The sequence below is a fragment of the Iodidimonas sp. SYSU 1G8 genome (assembly GCF_039655775.1).
In the GTDB taxonomy this organism is placed as follows: Bacteria; Pseudomonadota; Alphaproteobacteria; order SMXS01; family SMXS01; genus RI-34.
Window position 1 is genome coordinate 1,932,144 of sequence record NZ_JBBYXJ010000001.1, and the last position, 20,679, is coordinate 1,952,822.

17 protein-coding genes are annotated in these 20,679 nt (G+C 65.9%); 5 read left to right on the forward strand and 12 right to left on the reverse strand.

Annotation, left to right across the window (positions count from 1 at the left end; genetic code table 11):
• Positions 1 to 13 precede the first annotated feature (13 nt).
• Positions 14 to 514 (reverse strand): GNAT family N-acetyltransferase, encoded by a 501-nt coding sequence (locus tag WJU17_RS09185; RefSeq protein ID WP_346327021.1) that lies wholly within the window; start codon positions 512 to 514, stop codon positions 14 to 16.
• A gap of 119 nt (positions 515 to 633) precedes the next feature.
• On the opposite strand from WJU17_RS09185, the gene WJU17_RS09190 reads away from it, so the two are divergent.
• Positions 634 to 1,419 carry an SDR family NAD(P)-dependent oxidoreductase gene (locus WJU17_RS09190; protein WP_346327022.1) on the forward strand — a complete coding sequence of 262 codons (786 nt, stop codon included), beginning with the start codon at positions 634 to 636 and terminating at the stop codon, positions 1,417 to 1,419.
• 27 nt (positions 1,420 to 1,446) lie between these two features.
• Entirely contained in the window at positions 1,447 to 2,616 is a 1,170-nt protein-coding gene (locus tag WJU17_RS09195; protein WP_346327023.1) for an acetyl-CoA C-acetyltransferase, read from the forward strand.
• Positions 2,617 to 2,692: 76 nt separating this feature from the next.
• On the opposite strand, the gene WJU17_RS09200 is transcribed toward WJU17_RS09195, so the two are convergent.
• The 4 genes from WJU17_RS09200 to WJU17_RS09215 form a co-directional block, all read right to left on the reverse strand.
• Complete coding sequence (locus WJU17_RS09200; RefSeq protein WP_346327024.1) at positions 2,693 to 3,448, reverse strand: SapC family protein; 756 nt, start codon at positions 3,446 to 3,448, stop codon at positions 2,693 to 2,695.
• A gap of 192 nt (positions 3,449 to 3,640) precedes the next feature.
• A complete protein-coding gene (locus WJU17_RS09205; RefSeq protein WP_346327025.1) occupies positions 3,641 to 5,197 on the reverse strand; it encodes a DHA2 family efflux MFS transporter permease subunit in 1,557 nt (518 codons plus the stop codon).
• Entirely contained in the window at positions 5,194 to 6,240 is a 1,047-nt protein-coding gene (locus WJU17_RS09210) for an HlyD family secretion protein (RefSeq protein ID WP_346327026.1), read from the reverse strand. The genes WJU17_RS09205 and WJU17_RS09210 overlap by 4 nt, the downstream gene beginning before the upstream one ends.
• Before the next feature lie 181 nt (positions 6,241 to 6,421).
• Positions 6,422 to 7,030 carry a superoxide dismutase gene (locus WJU17_RS09215; RefSeq protein WP_346327027.1) on the reverse strand — a complete coding sequence of 203 codons (609 nt, stop codon included), beginning with the start codon at positions 7,028 to 7,030 and terminating at the stop codon, positions 6,422 to 6,424.
• Between the two features lie 288 nt (positions 7,031 to 7,318).
• Between WJU17_RS09215 and WJU17_RS09220 the strand changes: the two genes are divergently transcribed.
• Complete coding sequence (locus tag WJU17_RS09220; protein WP_346327028.1) at positions 7,319 to 8,572, forward strand: DUF6515 family protein; 1,254 nt, start codon at positions 7,319 to 7,321, stop codon at positions 8,570 to 8,572.
• A 61-nt stretch (positions 8,573 to 8,633) separates the two neighbouring features.
• Here the strand turns inward: WJU17_RS09220 and WJU17_RS09225 are convergent, their stop codons facing one another.
• Positions 8,634 to 10,085, reverse strand: coding sequence for an undecaprenyl-phosphate glucose phosphotransferase (locus tag WJU17_RS09225; RefSeq protein ID WP_346327029.1), 1,452 nt, complete (start codon positions 10,083 to 10,085; stop codon positions 8,634 to 8,636).
• 198 nt (positions 10,086 to 10,283) lie between these two features.
• On the opposite strand from WJU17_RS09225, the gene WJU17_RS09230 reads away from it, so the two are divergent.
• A complete protein-coding gene (locus tag WJU17_RS09230) occupies positions 10,284 to 11,783 on the forward strand; it encodes a lipopolysaccharide biosynthesis protein (RefSeq protein ID WP_346327030.1) in 1,500 nt (499 codons plus the stop codon).
• A gap of 5 nt (positions 11,784 to 11,788) precedes the next feature.
• On the opposite strand, the gene WJU17_RS09235 is transcribed toward WJU17_RS09230, so the two are convergent.
• A complete protein-coding gene (locus WJU17_RS09235) occupies positions 11,789 to 13,114 on the reverse strand; it encodes an O-antigen ligase family protein (RefSeq protein ID WP_346327031.1) in 1,326 nt (441 codons plus the stop codon).
• 139 nt (positions 13,115 to 13,253) lie between these two features.
• On the opposite strand from WJU17_RS09235, the gene WJU17_RS09240 reads away from it, so the two are divergent.
• Positions 13,254 to 14,081: a WecB/TagA/CpsF family glycosyltransferase gene (locus WJU17_RS09240; RefSeq protein WP_346327032.1), complete on the forward strand. Its 828-nt coding sequence runs from the start codon at positions 13,254 to 13,256 to the stop codon at positions 14,079 to 14,081.
• Positions 14,082 to 14,091: 10 nt separating this feature from the next.
• Here the strand turns inward: WJU17_RS09240 and WJU17_RS09245 are convergent, their stop codons facing one another.
• Genes WJU17_RS09245 through WJU17_RS09265 form a run of 5 tightly spaced genes read right to left on the reverse strand, consistent with a single transcriptional unit; the run spans position 14,092 to position 20,619 of the window.
• On the reverse strand, positions 14,092 to 15,003 hold the full coding sequence (locus WJU17_RS09245; protein WP_346327033.1) for a sulfotransferase domain-containing protein: 912 nt from the start codon (positions 15,001 to 15,003) through the stop codon (positions 14,092 to 14,094).
• Positions 15,000 to 16,166: a hypothetical protein gene (locus tag WJU17_RS09250; RefSeq protein ID WP_346327034.1), complete on the reverse strand. Its 1,167-nt coding sequence runs from the start codon at positions 16,164 to 16,166 to the stop codon at positions 15,000 to 15,002. Before WJU17_RS09250 ends, WJU17_RS09245 begins: the two co-directional genes overlap by 4 nt.
• A complete protein-coding gene (locus WJU17_RS09255) occupies positions 16,151 to 17,251 on the reverse strand; it encodes a glycosyltransferase family 4 protein (RefSeq protein WP_346327035.1) in 1,101 nt (366 codons plus the stop codon). Before WJU17_RS09255 ends, WJU17_RS09250 begins: the two co-directional genes overlap by 16 nt.
• Positions 17,248 to 18,390, reverse strand: a complete 1,143-nt coding sequence (locus WJU17_RS09260; RefSeq protein WP_346327036.1) for a glycosyltransferase — start codon at positions 18,388 to 18,390, stop codon at positions 17,248 to 17,250. Before WJU17_RS09260 ends, WJU17_RS09255 begins: the two co-directional genes overlap by 4 nt.
• A gap of 18 nt (positions 18,391 to 18,408) precedes the next feature.
• Positions 18,409 to 20,619: a polysaccharide biosynthesis tyrosine autokinase gene (locus WJU17_RS09265; RefSeq protein ID WP_346327037.1), complete on the reverse strand. Its 2,211-nt coding sequence runs from the start codon at positions 20,617 to 20,619 to the stop codon at positions 18,409 to 18,411.
• Between the last annotated feature and the right edge of the window lie 60 nt (positions 20,620 to 20,679).

The window sequence follows — 20,679 nt, forward strand, 5'->3', positions numbered from 1 at the left end:
GCACCGCATCCGATCATTCGGCGTCCTTGGGCGGCGGCACGCTCCGGCCCGCGAAAACGGGGGCGAGAATGCCGTGCTCGGAGCCGGGAATCACGGCCGCGCCCACCGTCCGGGCATAGAAGTCGGCGGGACCGACACCGCCGATGATGGCATAGGCATATCCTTGGGCGCGCTGCGCATGCAGCACGGACAGCAGCAGCGCCCTGCCTATTCCACCGTCTCGCGACGAATCGCCCACGCCCATCGGCCCGAAGAAGTTGCGACAGGTGGTATCATAACACGCGAATCCCAGAACTTCCCGGTCCTTCACGGCGATATGGCACGCGACGGGAAGCCGCGAAAACGCCGCCTCGGCTTCGCCCAGCCAGCCCGGAAAAACCGCGGCCACCCAGGCCAGCACACCGGCCTTCTCGAGCGCCAGGGCCGGGCGGATGTCGATGTCACGCGCCGTCATCCCCCGGAGCACGGGCTCCAGCTCGGGCAGGTCATAGAGGCGGGCGATCATGTCGGGCATGGCGGTAAGAGCCTACTCCATCATCGGCGCGCCGTACTGTCTACAAGGGAGGCCGTCATCTTGTGTTGGAGTCGCTTCCCGGGCGCGCCATAGTGCCTCAACGTCAGGGAGGAAATTTCATGGAACTGGGACTGAAAGACAAGGTGGTGTTCATCGCCGGCGCCTCGCGCGGCATCGGCAGGGCCATGGCGGAAGCCTTCGCGCGCGAGGGCGCCCGGGTCGCCATCACCGGCAGGACCGAGGACTCGCTGGAGGAAGCGCGGGCGGCGCTCTCCGCGAACATCGGCAAGGACAGCGTGGCCGCCATCACCGGCGACATGACGCAGTCATCGGACATCGCCAGGGCGCTGGACCGCACCGAGGCCAAGCTGGGCCCCATCCACTGCGCGATCGCCAATGTGGGAATCGGCCGCGCGCCACTGGGCATCGAGGTCGGCGATGACGACTGGAACGCCGACATCGCGCAGAATCTGACGGGCTCGATGTTTCTCGCCCGCGACGCCATCAAGCGCATGCTCAAGCGCCCCGCCGACGCGCGGGACGGGGCGAATGTCATCATGATCTCGTCCATCGCCGGCGTCGACGCCATGGGCACGGCCATCCCCTACGCGGCCACCAAGGCCGCGATCAATCACGCCGCCACCGCCATGGCCAAACTGGTCGGCAAGGATGGCATCCGCGTCAACGCCATCGCCCCGGGCAACATCCTGTTCCCCGGCGGCAGCTGGGAGAAGATCACCGCCTCGCGTCCCGACGCGTGGCAGCGCTGGATCGACCGGGAAGTGGCCCTGAAGCGTTTCGGCAAGGTCGAGGAAATCGCCGACGCGGCCCTGTGGCTGGCATCGGATCGCGCAAGTTTCGTCACCGGCGCCACCATCGTCGTGGATGGCGGCCAGGTACGCTGAACCCCACCAATCGAAGGGAGAGAACACATGGAAGCCTATATCGTGGCAGCGGCCCGCACCGCGGGCGGACGGCGCGACGGACGGCTGCGCGGCTGGCATCCGGCGGCGCTGGCCGGCCAGGTGCTCGACGAGCTGATGGCGCGCACCGGCGCCGACCCGGCGCTGATCGACGACGTGATCATGGGCTGCGTCAGCCAGGCGGGCGAACAGAGCGTGAATGTCGCGCGCAACGCCGTGCTGTCGTCGAAACTGCCCGAGAGCGTGCCGGCGACCAGCATCGACCGGCAATGCGGTTCGTCGCAGCAGGCGCTGCACTTCGCCGCGCAGGCGGTGATGTCGGGCACCATGGACTGTGTCATCGCCAGCGGCGTCGAAAGCATGACGCGCGTGCCCATGGGCCTCGCCGCCTCGCTGGCGGCCAAGAACGGCTTCGGCTCGCCCTACAGCCCAGCCATGGCCGAACGCTATCCCAACATCCAGTTCAGTCAGTTCACCGGCGCCGAGATGATGGCCCGGAAATACGACCTGAGCCGCGAGCAGCTGGATGCCTTCGCCTATGACAGCCACCGCAAGGCCATCGCCGCCACCAAGGGCGGCCTGTTCGAGCAGGAAATCCTGCCCGTCGAGGTGGAAATGCCCGACGGGGTCAGGCAGATGCACGTCACCGACGAAGGCATCCGTTTCGAGGCGACGCTGGAGAGCATCTCGCAAGTGAAGCTGCTGGCGGAAGGCGGTCGGCTCACGGCGGCCAGCTCCAGCCAGATCTGCGACGGCGCGTCCGGCGTCATGGTGGTCAACGAACGGGGTCTCAAGGCGCTGGGCGTCGAGCCCATGGCGCGGGTCCATCATCTGACCGTCACCGGCAGCGATCCCGTGATCATGCTGGAGACGCCGATTCCGGCGACCAAGCTGGCGCTGAAGCGCGCGGGCATGTCCGTCGAGGACATCGACCTGTTCGAGGTGAACGAGGCCTTCGCCTCGGTGCCCTTGGCATGGCTCAAGGAAACCGGCGCCGATCCGGACCGGCTGAACGTCAATGGCGGCGCCATCGCGCTCGGCCATCCGCTCGGCGCCTCGGGCACCAAGCTCATGACCACCCTGCTCTATGCGCTGAAGAACCGTGGCAAGCGCTGGGGTCTGCAGACCATGTGCGAGGGCGGCGGGCTGGCCAACGTCACGATCATCGAGCGGCTCTGACCGGCCAGGAACGGAAAGGGCCGCGCCTTTTGGCGCGGCCCTTCTCAATTCGGCCCGTGATGCGGGCGAAAGCCGATTACTTCTTGCCGGATTCGCGGCTGATCAGGTTCTGCCAGCTGTGCATCGAGATCAGGTGGCAATAGATCACCGGCAGCGCGCCGCCCTGGCGCAGTTCGTTGAACGCCGCATCGGACAGGGCGTTGAACTTCTTCTCGTCGACCAGCTTGAAGCCGGTCAGCGAGACCTTCTCGCCGCTGTCGAGAGTGAAGGTGCCGCGATTGCTGGTGAACAGGTCATGCTTGACCAGCAGCTTGGCGATGTCGTCGGTCTTGCGGTGTTCCTGCTCGTAGGCGGTGCAGAACTTCAGCGCGTTGTTGGTGACTTCGGTGCGCTTGCCGTCATTGAAGAACGGGTTGTCGCGGTTCTCGCTGATACGGTCAGACGTACGGTCAATGCACAGGGTCAGCGTCTTGCCATTGGCGTTCTTCATGAACACGAACGGATAGCGGCGCGCATAGGCCGGCGCGTAGACGCCCTTCGCCCAGGTGCCGTCCTTCTCGACGAACAGGTTCGAGCCCTGGCGCAGCCCCACAACCGCGACCGGGAAAGGATTCTCGGTATCCGTGAACACGATCGGGTAATGCCGGACCGCATGCGGCATTTCCGCGGCATTGATCGGCAGGGAATTGGCCTTGCGGGCGAATTCGAACGTCGCTTCCGGACGGAGGCTGAGGTTCTTGTGCTTGTCGGCGCGAAGGACCTCGGGCTTCTTGTAGAAAAGCGGCAAGGTCGGCGTGGTCCCCTTGGTCTGCGCAGCAGTCGCGGTCGGCATATTGGCCTTCTCTCATAGGTAAAGTGGCATTGACTGAGTCGGGCAGTCTATGGCTCGCGGCTGAAAAGTAAATCGGAGAATCCCCCGCGCCGCGCCCGTGATACGGGATGAAGAGCACAAACCGCACTCTGTCGTGTCATCCCGACTGCACTATGAACTTCGAGGGACAGGTCGGCCGCTCCCCCTCGTCATTCAGTCGCGCGTCATCGAGCGGGGCATGCGGACGAAGAACATCAGGACGATGGCGAGCAGCGCCGAGATCATCAGCCAGTGAAAGGCGTTCAGGAAGCTGATCATCATGGCCTGACGGGTGACTTCCGCGTTCATGAGCTGCAGGCTGGCAGGGTCGGCCAGCGAGGGCATGCCGGCGAGGCGCCAGATCTCGTGGAACGGCGACACGAACTGGGTCAGTTCGGCATGGTTGATCTGGGTGTGCTGCGCCAGCAGCGCCACGGCGATCGACAGGCCCGCCGACGTGCCCATGGCCCGCATCAGGTTGAACATGGTCGCCGCCTCCACGTGCAGGTGCCGCGGCAGGCTGGCGAAGGCAATGGTGTTGAGCTGGACGAAGACCAGGCCAAGGCCCAGCCCCTGGATGAACGCCGAGCGGACGATGTCCCATTGCGAGATGTCCGTGGACAGGCGCGACAGATCCCACAGACCGATCGCCGTGAGGCTCAGACCGGTGATCACCAGATAGCGCACGTCGATCTTGTTCATCATCCGGGCGGAAAGCACCATGCCCAGCATGGTGCCCACCCCGCGCGGCGCCAGCAGATACCCCACCACCAGCACCGGATAGCCCATCACGTTCTGCAGCATGGGCGGCTGCAAGGCGACCGTGATCATCATGTTGCCGCTGACCATCACGAACAGGAGCGAGCCGGTGACGAAATTGCGGTCGAGGAACAACGCCCGGCTGACGAACGGCTTGCGGGCGGTGACCGTCTGGACGACGAACATGTAGAAAGCCAGCGCGGCAATGCCGGCATAGAGCATGATCTCGGTGGAATCGAACCAATGCTTGGTTTCCCCCCGGTCCAGCATCAGCTGGAACGCGGCGATGGCGATGATCAGCGTGGCGAAGCCGAACCGGTCGAAATAGGTATCGCCACTGGAGCGATATTCGTCGAGGAAGGCCCAGACGCCCGCCATGGCAACGAGGCCGAGCGGCAGGTTGATGAAGAACACCCAGCGCCAGTTGGAGATCTCGGTGATGTAGCCGCCCAGCGTGGGTCCGAGAATCGGACCGAGCATCATGCCCACACCGATGATCGCCATGGCCTTGGCGAAATATTCCCGGGGATAGAGACGCATCATCACCGCCTGCGCCAGCGGCAGCAACGCGGCGCTCGACAGCCCCTGAAAGGTGCGATAGGCGACCATCTCCTCGAGCGTGCTGGCGATGCCGCACAGCACCGAGGTGATGGTGAAGCCCAGCAGCGACAGCATCAGCACGCGTTTCTGCCCGAAACGGCTGGCCAGCCACCCCATCAAGGGGGTGCCGACGGCCGATGCCACGATATAGCTGGTGAGCACCCAGGCGATCTGGTCGATGGTCGCCGCCAGCGAGCCCTGCATATGGGGCAGCGCCACATTGGCGATGGTCATGTCGATGGACTGCATGGTGGCGCCCACCATGATCGCCGCCACCGCCATCTTGTCCCGCAGGCTGAGGCGAAACGGCTCTCCCGGCGCGGCCGCGGCCGCGGCCGGCGCGGCGGCCGGTGCGCCGATTGCCTCGCTCACCGGTTTGCGACCGTGCTGAAGGGCAAGCCGCGCTCGCGCTCGGTATCGATGGACACGTGCACGCTCATGCCCGCCCGCAGCGGCACCGCGCGTTCACCGTCGGCCAGTTCCAGCCTGACGGGCACACGCTGGGTGATCTTGACCCAATTGCCCGTGGCGTTCTGGGGCGGCAGGACGGAATATTCCGAGCCGGCGGCCGGCGAGATGCCGGAGACCACCGCCGCGAGTTTCACGTCGGGATAGGTATCGACAACCAGGGTCGCCTTCTGCCCGGCGCGAATCTGGGAGAGATCGGTTTCCTTGAGGTTGGCCTCGACCCAGATCGAGTCGGTCGCCATCAGCGCGAAGATCGGCTGCCCGGCCGTCACGTACTCGCCCGGCTGCAACCCGGTCTTGGCGACGATGCCGTTGACCCGGGTCCGCACGGTCGTATTGCGCAGATTGCGCCGCGCTTCCTCCAGCTTGGCGCGGGCGCGCACGACGGTCGGATGCTGCTCTGCCTCGAGCGCGCCGCCCAGTTCGGCCACCGTGGTCTCGATATCCTTGCGGGCGGTCGCGAGGCGATTGGTGGCCGCGACCATCCGGTGCTGCACTTCCTCGTATTTCGCCTTGGAGATGGTGTTGCTGCGGGACAGCCGCTCGTACCGATCGAATTCCCGGGTCTGGTATTCGAGGTCGGACGAGGCCGCCGCCAGTTCCGAGCGCTTCATCGCCAGCGTCGCCTTCTTGGACGACACGCCCAGACGCGTTTCCGCCAGTTCGGCCTCGGCCTCTGCCACGGCGATGGCGAATGGTTCGGGATCGATCTGGAACAGGACGTCGCCGGCCTTCACCGCCTGGTTCTCGCGCACCATGATGGTTGCGATCTCGCCGCTGACATTGGCCGCGACCGACACCATCCCCGCCCGCACATAGGCATTGTCCGTCGTCACGTAACGGCCTCCCGTGGCGTACATGTACACCGCCACGGCCAGCGCGACGACGGGCCCGGCCACCAGCAGCGCTGTCCGCACGGTACGCCGGCGCCTCTCCTGCTGCGCCACTATCGTGTCTCCCCGGTTTTCCGTCATTCGTGCTTATTATTCTTCGAGGTCGTCACGTTACCGCAATTTTTCCGTCGCCAAAGCTGCTTTTTTGGTAGAGCCCCCATTTCCCGCCCGGATAGGGCAGGACGCAAAAAAAGAGCGGCTCAAGCCGCCCTTTTCCCATCCACGATGGGCCTGATCAGCCCTTGCGCGCTTTCGCGAGATTGGTCTCGGCGAACGACCAGTCGAGAAGCTTGTCCACGACGGTCTCCAGATAATCCGGCCGCAGGTTTTGATAGTCGAGATAATAGGCGTGCTCCCAGACATCGATGCCGAGGAGCGCGGTCTGATCTTTCTCGACCAACGGCGTTTCGGCGTTGGAGCTCGTCGTCACCTTGAGGTCGCCGCCGGCGAGAACGAGCCAGACATATCCGCTGCCGAACTGCCCCTTGCCCTTCTCGATGAAACTCTTGCGGAAGTCGCCATAGGAGCCAAAGGTGGCGCCGATCAGCCCTCCCAGTTCGCCGCCCGGTTCACCACCGGCGCCCGGCCGCATGGAATGCCAGTAGAAGGTGTGATTCCACACCTGGGCCGACTGATTGAACAGCCCTTTCTTTTCGGCGTCGCCATGAGCTTCGCGGATGATCGTCTCGAGGTCCGCGGACTCCAGGGGAGTCCCCTTGATCAGATCATTGGTCTTCTCGACATAGGCGTTGTGGTGCTTCAGATGGTGAATGCGCAATGTCCGCTCGGAAATGTGCGGCTCGAGGGCATCGTATCCATAGGGAAGGTCGGGCAGTTTAATCACAGTTCACTCCTTTGCGAGGCGCGGTGGCGCCTCTTGCATAGTCTCGCGCAATGGTGAAAATTCCTCGACAACACTAAGCCGGAAACCAACACCGGAAATTTGCGTTCGACTTACCAACGCGGAGAGACAAACGGGGTTCCTTCTGCGCGCGGCACGGCATCGAAAGCTTTTGTTTTCGGTTCATTCCGCATTCAGCACGACAGACGCAATCTACTGCCATGGAACACTCCGGTTGCGACCCACGTCCACCAGAATGTCCGCTAACAATCCGCATTAGGGAGTTGACCGATGCGTAGGACTCTTACTGCAACCTTGAGAACCGCACTGATCTCGAGCACGGCCTGCGCCATGCTGATCAGCGCGCCCGCCGCCTTCGCCCAGCGGGGCGGCAATGATGACGACGATCCGCGCGCCCAACGTCAGGAACAGCGTCAGGAACGACGCCAGGAACGGCAGGAACAGCGCATGGAGCGCCGGCAGGAGCAGCAGCAGCGCGCCATGCCCCAACAGGAACGCGCCCGTCCGCAGGCCGAGGAGCGCCGGGAACGCCCGCGCCCGCAGATGGAACAGCGTGCCATGCCCCAGCGCGAGGATCCGCGCGCCGGTATCCGCGACAGGGCGGAGGCGGCCCGCGAGAGCCGCGAAGAACGGCGCGCGGAGCGCCAACGCGACAACGACCAGTCGCCGACGCGGATCAACCCCATGCAGCAGACGCCGCAGCAGCGGGATGCCGCCCGGGAATGGCAGAACCAGCGGAACGACCGCCAGGAGAACCGCGCCAACATCCGTGAGGAACGCCGCGAGGACCGCGCCGAAAGGATTGACGACCGGCGTGATGATCGCAACCGGGCGATCAACGAGCGCCGTGACGACCGGATCGATCGCCGTGATGACAGGCGTGACGCGCAGCAGGAACGCCGCGAGGACCGCGCGGAACGTCGGGACGATCGGCGCGACTGGCGGGACGATCGCCGCGATGCGCGCCAGGATTGGCGGCAGGACCGCTGGCGCAACGACCGCAACGACTGGCGCCACGACCGCCGCAACTGGGAACGCCGCTGGGCCGAACGCAATCGCCGCGAACGCGGTTGGGTGTGGGACCGCGCGCCGCGCCGCAGCTATGCCTGGTATCGTCCGGGTTTCAGCATCGGCTATCTGCCGAGGGGCTACCGTTCGCTCCGCGTCGGCCCGCGTGATTACTATTACTACGAGGGCCTGTACTATTCGCGCGGCTCGAGCGGCTACGTGGTCGTGAACGCCCCGTACGGCGCCTTCGTGCCAGACCTGCCGGTCGGGTTCAGCACGCTCTATTACAGCGGCCGAGAGTACTATTACTACTACGGCACCTACTATGTGTGGGACCCGCGTTACCGGCAGTACGTGGTCGTGGAACCGCCGATGGGCGTTGCCGTGAGCTATCTGCCCGATGGCTATGACACGGAATATCGCGACGGCTTCATGTACTACCGCTACGGCAATACCTACTACCGGCCCGATTATCGGGACGACGGTTCGGAAGTGTTCATCAGCGTCCGCTTCTGATCCTGCCCCATGCGTCTGGGATGGCCCGGCTGGCGACAGCCGGGCCATTTCGTTTCACGGGTCAGTACGCATTCTTCTGAAAGAGAAACACGCCCGCGGTACGCAGGAGAATCTGCAGGTCGAGCCATAGCGACCAGTTGTCCACATAGGCCAGATCGTATCGCAGGCGCCTTTCCATATCCTGCAGCGTCCGCGTTTCGCCTCTGGCGCCATTGACCTGCGCCCAGCCGGTAATGCCCGGCTTGATGCCGTGGCGCACCAGATAGTCATCGATGCGACCGGCATAGTCGGCGTTCATCGAAACCTCGTGCGGCCGCGGTCCGACCAGCGACATGTCGCCGCGCAGCACGTTGATCAGTTGCGGCAGCTCGTCGATGCTGGTGGCCCTGAGGATGCGCCCGATCCGGGTGACCCGGTTGTCGTCGCGTGTCGCCTGCCTGAAAGCCGCGGCCTCCTCGACCCGCATGGTCCGGAACTTGAAGATCGAAAATTCGCGCTTCTGGAATCCCGCCCGTTTCTGCAGATAGAAGACCGGGCCGGGCGAATCCAGCTTGATCAGGGCGGCGATGAGCAGGAACAGCGGCGAGACGAGCAGGAGCAGGATGCCGGCCAGGACATAGTCCTCGATCCGTTTGATGAGATGGGCCTCGCTCGACAGCGGCGCCCGCATCAGGTTCATGGCCAGCAGACCATCGAGTGTCTTGATGGGCCGGCCGACCCATGCGTTGCCCAGCCGGGGCAGCACCAGTTCCACATCGAGGGCAAGCCCCCGCAGCGCCCGGACACAGGCGTTGATGTCCTCCTGCTCACGCCAGTTGAACAGCAGGATGACCCGATCCGGTCCCAGATCCTCGGCAAGACGCGGCAGATGATGCAGCCCTGAGTACACGTCGCAGCCATGCGAGCGCTCAAGACTGTCGCCCTCCGTCGCGATCACGCCGAGCACGCTGATGCGCCGCTGCGACTTGCCGAACAGCCAGCCCATGAAACTGCCGATGCGCTCGGGATCGCCGACGAGCAATACGCGGTCCCGCAGCATCCCCTTGGCCTGCGCCGCACGCACCAGCGCGGCGCGCAACAGGAACGATAGCGCGATGCCGACGAACCCGATCAGCATCCACGACAGGAACCAGACGCGCGAGAAATCCGCCGATGTCTTCGATCCGAAACCGATCGCCAGCAATATGGTGGCCACCATGGCCTGAGCACCGAGCAGCCGGAACAGCTGCGGTGTGCGATGGGCATAGGAGTCGATGTCGTAAAGCCGCCGCCAGCGGAAGATGTTGAGAGACAGCATGATCGCCAAGGCGACCGGAAACAGGTAGCCGGACGGCATGTCCAGATCGCCGAAGCGGATCAGGAACGCCACGAACGCCGACCCGAGCATGATGACCGCGTCACCGATCATCGCCATGATCTCGATCGTGCGGGGCGTCCAGCGAATGACCGCCGGCTGCACCCTCTTCGACCTGGAAAGGTCGATCCCCTCTTGGCTCGCGTTAAGCACGAGCATGCCCTCGATATGCGCAGGAAATGTGCGCCTGTTGCCCCACCACTCCTTGTCCTTCAATTGCGGTAGAATGCCAAGGGCAAATCCCGCGATCAACCCTCACAACCCGGTTACCGCGCGCTCGGACTCCCGTGCGATTGCACGCCGGCGGATGCGGGTGTATGCCACGAGACCATCACTCGCGCATGGAGCGTCTTCGCCTTGGAGCGGCCCGAACAACCGGCGGACAGTCTGGATTTCGACGGCGATGTCGGCGCGCTCAAAAGGAAGTCGGTCCGCGGCGGCGCCGTTCTGGGCGTCCTGCAACTGTGCCAGGTCTTCCTGCAGCTGGCCTGGACGGTGGCCATGGCCAGGTTGCTGCGGCCGGAGGATTTCGGCCTGGTCGCCATGGCCGTCCCCCTCGTGTCCCTCATCGGCATCATTCGCGACATGGGACTGGCGGATGCGGTGTTGCGCCGGCCGCGGCTGACCTATGCCGAGATGTCCAATCTCTACTGGGTTTCCCTCGCGATCCACGTCGCCGCGTTCTGCCTGTTCGTCGCCGCCGCGCCGCTGGTCGGACTGTTCTATGGCGCGCCCGAGGTATCGTGGATCGTCGCCGCCTATAGCCTGTTGCTGCTGCTGAACGGTGTGGCGTCGCTGCACGTGGCGCTGCTCACCCGGCGGCTGCAATTCGCCCGGGTCGGCCTGATCAAGCTTGTCGGCTTTACCGTCGGCGCGGCGGCGGGCGTAGTGGTCGGCCTCATCTGGCACACCTACTGGGCGCTGGTCGTCATGGGCCTGACCGTCGGCCTCACCGAGCTGTTGATGGCATGGCTGATGAGCGGGTGGGTTCCCAGCCGGCCGCATCGGGGAACCAACGTGCGCACCATGGTCGATTTTGGCGCCAATGTCGGCCTGTCGCGGCTGATGAACTATGCCTCCTCCAACGCGGATACCGTCATCGTCGGCAAGGTACTCGGCGCGGTCGCCCTCGGGTTTTACGACCGCGCCTACCGCCTGATGGTCACGCCGACCTCGCTGCTGCTGAAACCGCTGGAGTCGGTGGCGCCCTCCATTTTCAGCCGCCTTTTGGACACGCCCGATGTCTATCGCCGCTCGGTGCTGGGCGCGATGGGCCTCGTGCTGATGGCGACCATGCCCGGCATGCTGTTCGCGGTGGTGATGGCACCACTGCTCATTCCGCTTGCCTATGGTCACGGCTGGGACCCGGTCGTGCCGATCTTCCAGGCCTTCGGCGTGGCCGCGGTCCTGCGGTTCCAGATGGTGATGCTCGACTGGCTGTTCGTGGTCGAGGGCCGGTCGAGGGCCTATCGGCATTGGGGAGTGGCGCGCGCCTCCGTGATGATCGCCGGCTTCGCCATCGGCGTGAACTGGGGCGCGCTGGGCGTCGCCGCCAGCTATGCGATCGCCATCGCCCTGCTGCTGCCGGTCCAGGCCATCTGGCTCGGCCGGACGTCGCCGGTGCGTCCCGCCGACATCGGCCGGAGCATCGTCATTCTCGTGCCGGGCGCCGGGATGGCCGTCTCGACCATGCTATGGCTGGTGCGCGCGCGGCCGCTCCCCGACTGGGCGGCGCTGATCCTGGCGCTGGCGGCATCCTATGGACTGGTCATCGCCGTGGCCGCTCTTTTCCCGTCGGGACGCGCCACCATGAAGGGCGGCATCGTCACGATCCGCGAGGGCCTGCGGCGCTCCTGATCGGTCTATTCCCCGGGCTCCAGGGATTGCCGCAACCGCGGAGGCTGCGCCGCCGGTCCCGCTGCCGCCGCCGGTTCGGGCGCCTCGACCGGACGGCGCTGCCAGCGCATGCCGATCAGCCCCGACGTGAAGAGCATCCAGGTGATCTCGGAATGCTCGAAGATCACCTTCTCGGCGATGCTGTACACCAGGATGAAGACCATCAGCCCGCCAAAGAACGCGCCCGCGTCGTCCTTCGTCATGGCGAGGTAGCTGAGCGCCCGGTAGATCATCTGGCCGAACAGGGCCGCGACGAGCACCAGCCCGACGAGGCCGAGTTCGAGCCACACGTCGAGGAAGCCGTTATGACCGTTGCCCAGCTTGGTGTTCTCGCTGCCGAAGGTGTTGAAGAACACCTGGAAGGCATAATCCTCGATCCAGAACGAGCGGTAGCCCGCGCCCAGAATGGGGCTGTTGAAGCCATATTCGAAAGCCGCCTGCCAGATATAGACCCGGTTGGTCAGGGTCGCGTCCCGGCCCAGTAATTCGAGGACTTCGCCGGTATTGGTGAGGACGAGGGCCAGCACCGGGATCGCCGCCATGGTCGTGACCGCCAGCCGGAGATAGACCGGCATGCCGCCCCGGCGCGGCTCCCAGACGATGACGATGCTGATGAAGGCCGCCATGCACGCCACGATCGCGGTCGCCGCGTGCGCCTTCCACAGGCACAGCAGGAAAATCCCCAGCAGGACCGCGTCATAGGCCTGGAAGCGCCATGCCGTGCGGCGCAGGACCCAGATCGCCAGCAGGCCGAGGGCCATCACGCGGCCGAACATGGTGTTGATGCCGACAATGCCGCGCCACCAGCCCGCCTTGCGGATGTCGCCGGTTTCGTAGGCCGTCATGGGCAGGGTGAAGATGCCGATGATGCTGATGATGGCGACGAGGGCGAGCGCGATGCCAGTCAGCTTCAGCAGGTCGCGCAGCGGAAATCTCAGCGCCAGGTAGAAGCAGAACACGCTCGTCATCACCAGCGCCATGCTGCGCCGGAACGCCACCATCGGCTCCACCGACCACAGGCACGACAGCACCACATAGCCGAGCGCCACCAGCAGCAGCTTGTTCTGCGACAGAATGCCAAGCAGTTCATGGCTGTGCCGCCGGACGAGCAGGATGCCCGAAATGCTGTAGAGGGTCAGCAGGATGGCGAAGCGGAGAGGGTTGCTTTCGTCGAGTCCGTCCTGTCCCGCCGTGACCGAGGTCGCGGAGAGAACGAGCACCAGCGCATTGCACGCCGTAAACAGGGTGAAAACCACGAAGGCTTTCTCCCAGACCGGCACTTTTGCGTCCACTGCTGCCCCCTTTGCCGATCCGACGCGGGCTGGCTGTATCGCCAGCTCATCGCTCCTCATCGGCCCACTACCCATGGAAATGTCTTGGCACTCCACGGTATGGTGGTCAACCAGATTCACCCGCCTGAAAGTCCCTGCCTTGCAGTCCCTGACGTCCGAAAACGCACCTTCGGCACCGGCCTCCGGCAGCCGGCCCCGTTCCATCCTCCATGTGCGTGTCGGCGGCGTGCCCACGGCCTGCCTGAATCGCGAGGAGCTTGCCCTGCAGATGGTCGAGGACTGCCTGGCGGCCCGCAACGATCCGGATCTTCCGGCCAAGCTGGTCTACACCTCAAACGCGCATGGAATCTCGCTGGCCGCTACCGACGAGAACTTCCGGCGGGCGCTGGCCGAAGCCGACCTGATCCATGCGGATGGGGGCGTGATCGTCGCCGCGTCCCGCCTGCTGACCCCGCATCGCATCCCGGAACGGTCGGCGACCACCGACTTCATCCATGACGCCGCCGCCGCCGCCGCGCGGGAAGGGCTGAGCTTCTACCTGCTGGGCGCGCCGGAGGAGATCAACGCCGCCGCGGCGCGAAAGCTGGAGGAGCTCTACCCCGGCATCAGGATCGTCGGACGGCGCCATGGCTATTTCAGCGAGGCCGACGAGGAGGCTATCTGCGCCGAGATTTCAGCCTCGGGCGCGGATGTGGTCTGGATCGGTCTCGGCAAGCCGAAGGAGCAGATTTTCTGCCTGCGCAACCGGCACCGGATCAAGGCGGGATGGATCGCCACCAGCGGCGGCTGCTTCCATTTCCTGAGCGGTGACTACAAGCGGGCGCCGAAATGGATGTGCGACAACGGGCTGGAATGGCTGCACCGCATGGTCACCCGGCCCCGGCAACTGGGCTGGCGCTACATGGTCACCAATCCGCACGCGCTCTACCTGCTGGCGACGCGCACCGGCGGCACCGTCTACCTCTAGCCGCGACGATCTACCAGCCGAGTCTGGTCAGGTCGCGGCCGAGAAAGTCGCTCCAGAACACGGTCTCGTCCGCCGCGATCCGTTTCAGCCGGGCGGTCAGTTCGGAAGGCGCCTTGGACGGCGCCGCCTTGATGAGATGGGGGCGCACGCGGGTGAAGTTTCCCCGCTTGATCCAGCGTGCCTGCTCGATGGCGATGCCGAGCAGACTGTCCAGATCGGGCAGCCGCGTGTCGTTGTAAAGCGGCGGCTTTTCGCCGAAGGCGTCCGGGTCCACGCCGAGGAAGTCGCCGAGCCGGGCGCGCAGCAGGTCGGGCCGCGCGAACATTTCCTCGTAGATCAGCACCATGAGCCGCTCGCGCGGAAACTCGGCCAGATAGGGCTGGATCAGGCGGGAATAGAGGCTGTTGCCCAGATAGCGATAGTTCCACAGCACGTCGTCATACTGCCGGACATAGGGACCAGCCTCGATCCGGCCGCTCGCGAGCGCCGTGTCGATGCCCTGACGCTCCGCCGCCATGGCGGCGTCGGGATCGTCCGGCAGGGACTCGAATATCTCCTGCCACGAGCGGCGTTCGTGGCCGCGTTTGACCATGTGCAGGAAACCGGAATAGGTGCGGGCCGCCGGCGCGCGCAGAATGGCGATCAGCTTGATGTCGCGGCCCAGATGGCCGGCGATGCGGCCGGCGATGCGGGGATCGGCCAGATAGGTCGTCGTGCCGTCGATCCGCGCCGGCTCGCTGCCATTGGCCGCGCGGAAGCAGCGTTCATAGCGCTCGGGAGACGCCAGGTTGATGGCGCGGGAGTAGAAATTGGGCTCCTTGGGGTTCGATACGGCGCATTGCGGATGCTCGGACAGGAATTTGCACAGCGAGGAAGTCCCGCTCTTCTGCGCGCCGATCATGATCACATTGGCCAGCGTCAACGGCGCTCCTCCTCCGGCACCGTATCCCGGATCTGGCCGCCGCGGGCGGCCATCTCGCGCAGGATGCGCGTATCGGTCGCGTCCCGGTCCCAGGGCCTCGCGCCGACATCCGGCGCCAGCAGGGCCGGCAAGGCGGCGGCGGGAACGATCTCGATGTCCTCGGGCCAGCCGATGGGCGGCGACGGGACGATCGGGTTGAAGGCGAGCGCGTCCAGTTCCGGCGATCGGGTCTCGAACGCCACCGTGCCTTGGGCTTCATTGCCGTGCAGGTAGATGCGCGAGCCCGTCGTCACGCCCTGCTTGCTGAAGAATTTCACCGCCGGACGGGTCGAGGGACCGGCGATCACCAGGTTGCCCACGACGCTCATCAGGGTCGGCCCCTTGTCCGCCGGACCGCCATAGACGTGCACGGCGTTGAACCCGGGGTTGTAGATCAGGTTGTTGATCACCGCGCCGGTCGCGTCCGGTGAGAACACCGGATTGCGGAAGCCGTTATGAGCCATCAGGTTGCGGTGGATCAGCACGGTCCGGCTCTTGCCGCCGACCAGCACACCCATGGAATGGGGCTGCTTGGGATGGATGGAGCGGTTCAGCGTCTCCGCGACGATGCTGTTCCGGATGGTGACGTTGCGAACACCGTCGAACCAGGTGCTGATCCCTTCGTCGATCGCCCATGAAACCGAACAATGGTCGATCAGCACGTTCTCGACGATGCGCGTTCCCTTCGGGCTGCCGAGAATGGCGATGCCGTCCCGGTCCTCGGGCTTCTCGCCGGGGCCGTCGCCGACCCGTATGCGAAGATGCCGCACGATGACATCGCTGGCCTTGATGCGCAGGGTCGAGCCCCTAAGGGTGATTCCGGGCGATGGCGCCGTCTCGCCCGCGATGGTCATTCGGGGGTGATCGACGATCAGTGACCGCGCCAGGGAAATCTCCCCGCCGACGGTGAAGACGATCTTGCGGGCACCCGGCGTGGTCACGGCCTCGCGCAGGCTGCCCGGGCCGGAATCGTTCAGGTTCGTCACCTTGATGAGCCGCCCGTCATCGCCGCCCGAGGTGCGCGCGCCCGCGATTGGCGCGGACGCCGTGTCCGCGGCGGAAACGGACGCCGGCAGCCCCGCCAGCGCGAGGGCAAGGAGACACTGGGTCAGGAATCGCCGCATACCGCCTCCTCGAAGCCACCGATCATCCGCGCCATGGTGAACGCGCCTGCCCGTTCACGCGCCAGCTGTCCGAGCCGGTCCCGTTCGCCACCGGACGCGAGAGCCTGCCGGATCGCCTCGCGCCAGGCAGCCGGATCATTCAGCGGCAGCAGGACACCCGCCATGCACCCCGCCTCGTCGATCAGGGTCTCGCGCTGTTCGGGAATGTCGCTGGCCAGGATCAGCATGCCTTCCGCCATGGCCTCGAGCAATGCATTGCTCTGGCCTTCATAGAGCGACGCGAGGGCGAAGACGTCGCAGGCGCGGTAGAGATCGGGCAGCCGCTCCGGCGGCAGATGGCCCAGCAACAGCAGCCGGCCGTCCATGCCGAGCCCTCGGGCCTGTTCGGCCAGAGCCGGCGCCTGATGGCCGCTCCCCGCGATCACCAGCACAAGGTCCGGAACGCCGGCGGCGGCCTCGACCAGCAGAGGATAATTCTTTTGCGCCGCCAGCCGACCGACCGCGAGCAACAGCGGCGCGCCGGCCGGCAGGCCGAAGGCCGCGCGCGCCTGCGACCGCGACAGGGCGCTGGCCCGCCAGTCCACCCCGTTATGCACGACGGACACGCGGCGAACATAGTCGGCGGGATACCGCGCCACCGACGCGGCAACCGCGCCCGAGACCGCGATGACCTTGCTGTAGACTCCGATGGAGCCGAGCAGCCGGTCCGCGATCCGGAGCAGCGGATGGTAGGTGTTGCAGACACTGCGATGGGAGACGACCCGCCGCTCAATGCCAAGCAGCGCCGCGACACTCTGCCCCACCACATGGGCCAGCGGCAGGAACGAAAGCACGGCGTCGGGACGGTGCCGGCGCAGCGCCGCGAACAGGCGCGGGGCAAGGGTCAGATAGCCGAGGCCCGAGAGCGGACCATCGACAATGAAGCGCGAGCGCACCCTCGCCTCCGGCGCCGGACCGCGCCGGTAGAGAAACCAGAGCTCGACATCGTGTCCCCGCTCCCGCAGCCCGTCCGCCACCCTCTGAGCGGCCTGCTGGGCGCCGCCTCCCGCCGTGAACGACGTCAGCACCACGATGCGGCGGGTCATGGCGCGGCGCCGGCGAGAGCCCGCATATAGGCATCGGCCGCCTTGCCGGCGGTGAAGCTGCGGCCGCGCTCGACCCGCGCGGCGCGCGGCGGCGCCGTATCGAGCGCGTTCGCCATGGCCGCCGCCAGGGCCAGATGATCGCCCACCGGCACCAGCGCCCCCAGATCGCCGCCGCACAGGATCTCGTGCGGGCCACTGGGACAATCGGTGGCGACGGCTGGCGCGCCGCAGGCCAGCGCCTCCACCAGCACGGTGGGAAACCCCTCCCAGGCCGACGCCAGCACGAACAGGTCGGCGCGCGCCATGTAGGCGTAGGGATTGTCGGTGAAGCCGGCGAGCTCGATGTCGTCGCTGATCCCCAGGCTGGCGGCCAGCGCCTCGATGCCGGCGCGCTCGGCGCCCTCGCCCAGGATCAGCAGGCGCGCGGACCTCGTCCGGCGCAAGGCGGCAAAGGCGCGCAGCAGCGTGGGGTAATCCTTCGCGGGCGTCAGGCGGCCCACCGCCAGCAGCACCGGCGGACCGCCATCGCCGAACCATCGGTGCATGCAGGGCTGCGCGGCCTTGTCCAGGATGTCCGCCGAGACGATGGGGTTATGGATGACCACCGCCCGGTCGGGCGCGAGGCCGGAATAGCGCAGCAGGGACTCGCGCACCCCCTCCGACACGCAGATGACCCCGTCGGCCAGCGGGTAGATCCACGGAATGGCGCGGTAGGATCTGCTGCCGCGGAACTGGGCGGCGTTCTTGTCGACCTGGTTGTGCTCGGTCAGCAGGATCCGGGCACCGGTTCGCGCGAGGCGGCCCGCCACGACGGATGCCGTGTTCGCCGAGACCATGGCGCCGAGGATGGCCGACGGCCGGGTGCGGCGGATATGCCGGATCAGGGGCAGGATCGCCGCGCTCCAGCCGCGGCCGCCCATTTCCGCGATCCGGACCCTGGGATCGACCAGTCCGAGGAACTCGCCCTTGCGGCGGAACAGCGCCAGGCCCACGACAACGCCGCGCGCCGCCAGTTCGTTGACCAGCAGGATGCTGACGCGCTCGGCGCCGCCGGCGCGCAGATCCTGCAGCACCATCAGGACGTCCAGCCTCCCCTCCGTGCCGCGATCCTCGGATGCTGGTCGGGATGCTTGCGCCACGGTCCCGGCTCCCGCCGATCAGGAGGTGTAGTAGCTTTGATAGGCCTTCCCGTAATAGGCCGAGCCGTACTGGTACGAGGACAGCCGGTCCATGTCGGCCCGGGTCATGACCACGCCGGCCACGGGGGCGGCACTGCCATCCAGATGCTTGAGACCGTCCACGAGCGTGTTGCGCGGCGTCTTGCCCCAGCGCACCGCGAAGACGACGCTGTCGCAGCGGTCGGCCAGCACCTTGGCGTCGGCCACCGCCAGCAACGGCGGCGTATCGATGACGATCAGGCCGAAATGCGGCTTCAGCTGGGTCAGCAGCGTACGGAACTTCTGCGATTCGATCAGGTTCAGCACGTTCTGGGTTTCGCTGCCGGCGGTGATGTACTGAAACTTGAACTTGTCATGGGTGCGCATGACCGTTTCCAGTTCCGCTTCGCCCGCCAGGAATTCGACGAGACCCGGTCCACGATCGACACCCAGTTCCTGGTGGACCTTGGGGCGGCGCAGGTCGCAGTCGATCAGCAGCACCCGCTTGCCGCTCGAGGCGGCGGCGGCGGCCAGCGACATGCTGGTGACGGTCTTGCCTTCCGCCGGATTGGACGAGGTCACCGCGACGATCTTGGGCGGATTGTCCACATTCGACAGGTTCAGGCTCACCAGCAGATTGCGGTAGCTTTCGGTGTACCGCGACATGGGCGAGGTTACCACCTGCATGGCCTTGCTGGTGTTCGGTGCCGTCTTGCTCTTGATTTCGGGGACGATCGTCAGCACCGGCAGGCCGGTCCAGTTCTCGATATCCCGGGTCGTGTGCACGCCGCTGTCGAGCCGTTCGACGATGACCGCGAGGCCGATGCCCAAGCCCGTGGACCCCACCAGCGCCAGCAGCAGCATCAGCATGGTCTTGGGCGAACTGGGGGTCGAGGGCGGCTGCGCCTCGGAAATGACGCGCGAATCCGTGGTCTGCAGGTCCTGCTGGTCCGCCAGTTCCTTGAAGCGGTTCAGGAATGTCTCGAGCAGCACCCGGTCGGCATCGCCTTCACGCGTCAACTCGCGCAGCTTGATCTGACGCTGGTTGATGCTGGACAAATTGCCTTCGAGACGCCGCTGGGTGCCGACCAGCATGCTCTCGCGCGAACGGGCGACCGCGACCTCGCCTTCCAGCGAGGCGACGATCTTGGCCACTTCCGCGCGCACCTTCTGCTGGATGTCGTCGAGCTCGACCTGGGCCTGCAGGATCTGCGGATGCTTGGGCCCGTAGCGCTGGCTGAGCGAGGCCATGTTGCGCTTGATGTCGGATTCCTGCTCCTTCAGCCGCTGGATCAGGTCGTTGTCGAGCACTTCGGAGACCGACACGCTGCCGTCGGCGCTGTTCATCACCGCGCGCACGTTGGCAAGGCGCGCCTCGGCCTCGGCGCGCTGCGTCCCAGCCGTGACGATCTGCGAGTTCAGCGAGGATAGCTGTTCGGCCGTGGCCGAGATGGCGTCCCGACCCTCGATCAGGTTGGCTTCCTGCCGGTACTGCTCGACGGCCTGCTCAGACGAGCGGACCTGGCCCTTCAACTCTTCCAGGCGCTTGTTCAGCCAGGTGACGGTGCGCTGTGTCGCCTCGAATTTGGCGTCCAGCTGGGAGACCAGATAGACCTCGGCCGCCGCGTTCGCGATCTTAGCCGCCTTTTCCGGCGATTCCGCCTGCGCCGTCAATTCGATCACCCGGCTGCGGCCGCTTCCCGAAACGGTGATCGCGCCGTCGAGGCTGTTGGCCGTGATCCGCTCGATATCGTCGGGCGTCAGCGCCACGTCGTCGCCGCCGCGCACCTTGTCCAGCAGGCTGGCCACGAAGCCGGGTTCCTGCAGGGTCACGTTGAACTCGGGGTCCTTGGTGAGATCGAGTGACTTGACGATGTCTCGGTGCAGCCGATGGGAGGTCAGCACCTCGATCTCGGTCTGGATGGTCTCGAAATCCGGCGGCAATCCGGACAGGACCGCCGTGGTCTCGACCACCCGGTTCACACGAGGCTCGACCAGGATCATGACCGTCGAGCTGTACAGCCGGGTCATCTGCGACAGCACGGCCAGGGTAATCAGCATCACCACGAAGACCGTGCCGATGATGACGTAGCGGCGGCGCCAGAAGAGGCTGAAAAGGTCCCGGAGCGAAACCTCGTTCTGGTCCTGGCCACCCCACATGCCGTACAGCGACAGAAGGCTGCGGCGCCTGGTTTCTGATTGGTCGTTCATCGAACCGGTAAGACCTCGATCTCGCGCGCGGCGGACATACCGCATCGCGCGCCCTGGTGG

Bases quoted from the DNA above. Each gene is read 5' to 3' on its own strand.
- WJU17_RS09265 (WP_346327037.1), bottom strand. From the start codon at position 20,619: ATGAACGACCAATCAGAAACCAGGCGCCGCAGCCTTCTGTCGCTGTAC.
- WJU17_RS09255 (WP_346327035.1), bottom strand. From the start codon at position 17,251: ATGACCCGCCGCATCGTGGTGCTGACGTCGTTCACGGCGGGAGGCGGC.
- WJU17_RS09185 (WP_346327021.1), bottom strand. From the start codon at position 514: ATGCCCGACATGATCGCCCGCCTCTATGACCTGCCCGAGCTGGAGCCC.
- WJU17_RS09190 (WP_346327022.1), top strand. From the start codon at position 634: ATGGAACTGGGACTGAAAGACAAGGTGGTGTTCATCGCCGGCGCCTCG.
- WJU17_RS09250 (WP_346327034.1), bottom strand. From the start codon at position 16,166: ATGCGGCGATTCCTGACCCAGTGTCTCCTTGCCCTCGCGCTGGCGGGG.
- WJU17_RS09220 (WP_346327028.1), top strand. From the start codon at position 7,319: ATGCGTAGGACTCTTACTGCAACCTTGAGAACCGCACTGATCTCGAGC.
- WJU17_RS09195 (WP_346327023.1), top strand. From the start codon at position 1,447: ATGGAAGCCTATATCGTGGCAGCGGCCCGCACCGCGGGCGGACGGCGC.
- WJU17_RS09200 (WP_346327024.1), bottom strand. From the start codon at position 3,448: ATGCCGACCGCGACTGCTGCGCAGACCAAGGGGACCACGCCGACCTTG.
- WJU17_RS09225 (WP_346327029.1), bottom strand. From the start codon at position 10,085: ATGCTCGTGCTTAACGCGAGCCAAGAGGGGATCGACCTTTCCAGGTCG.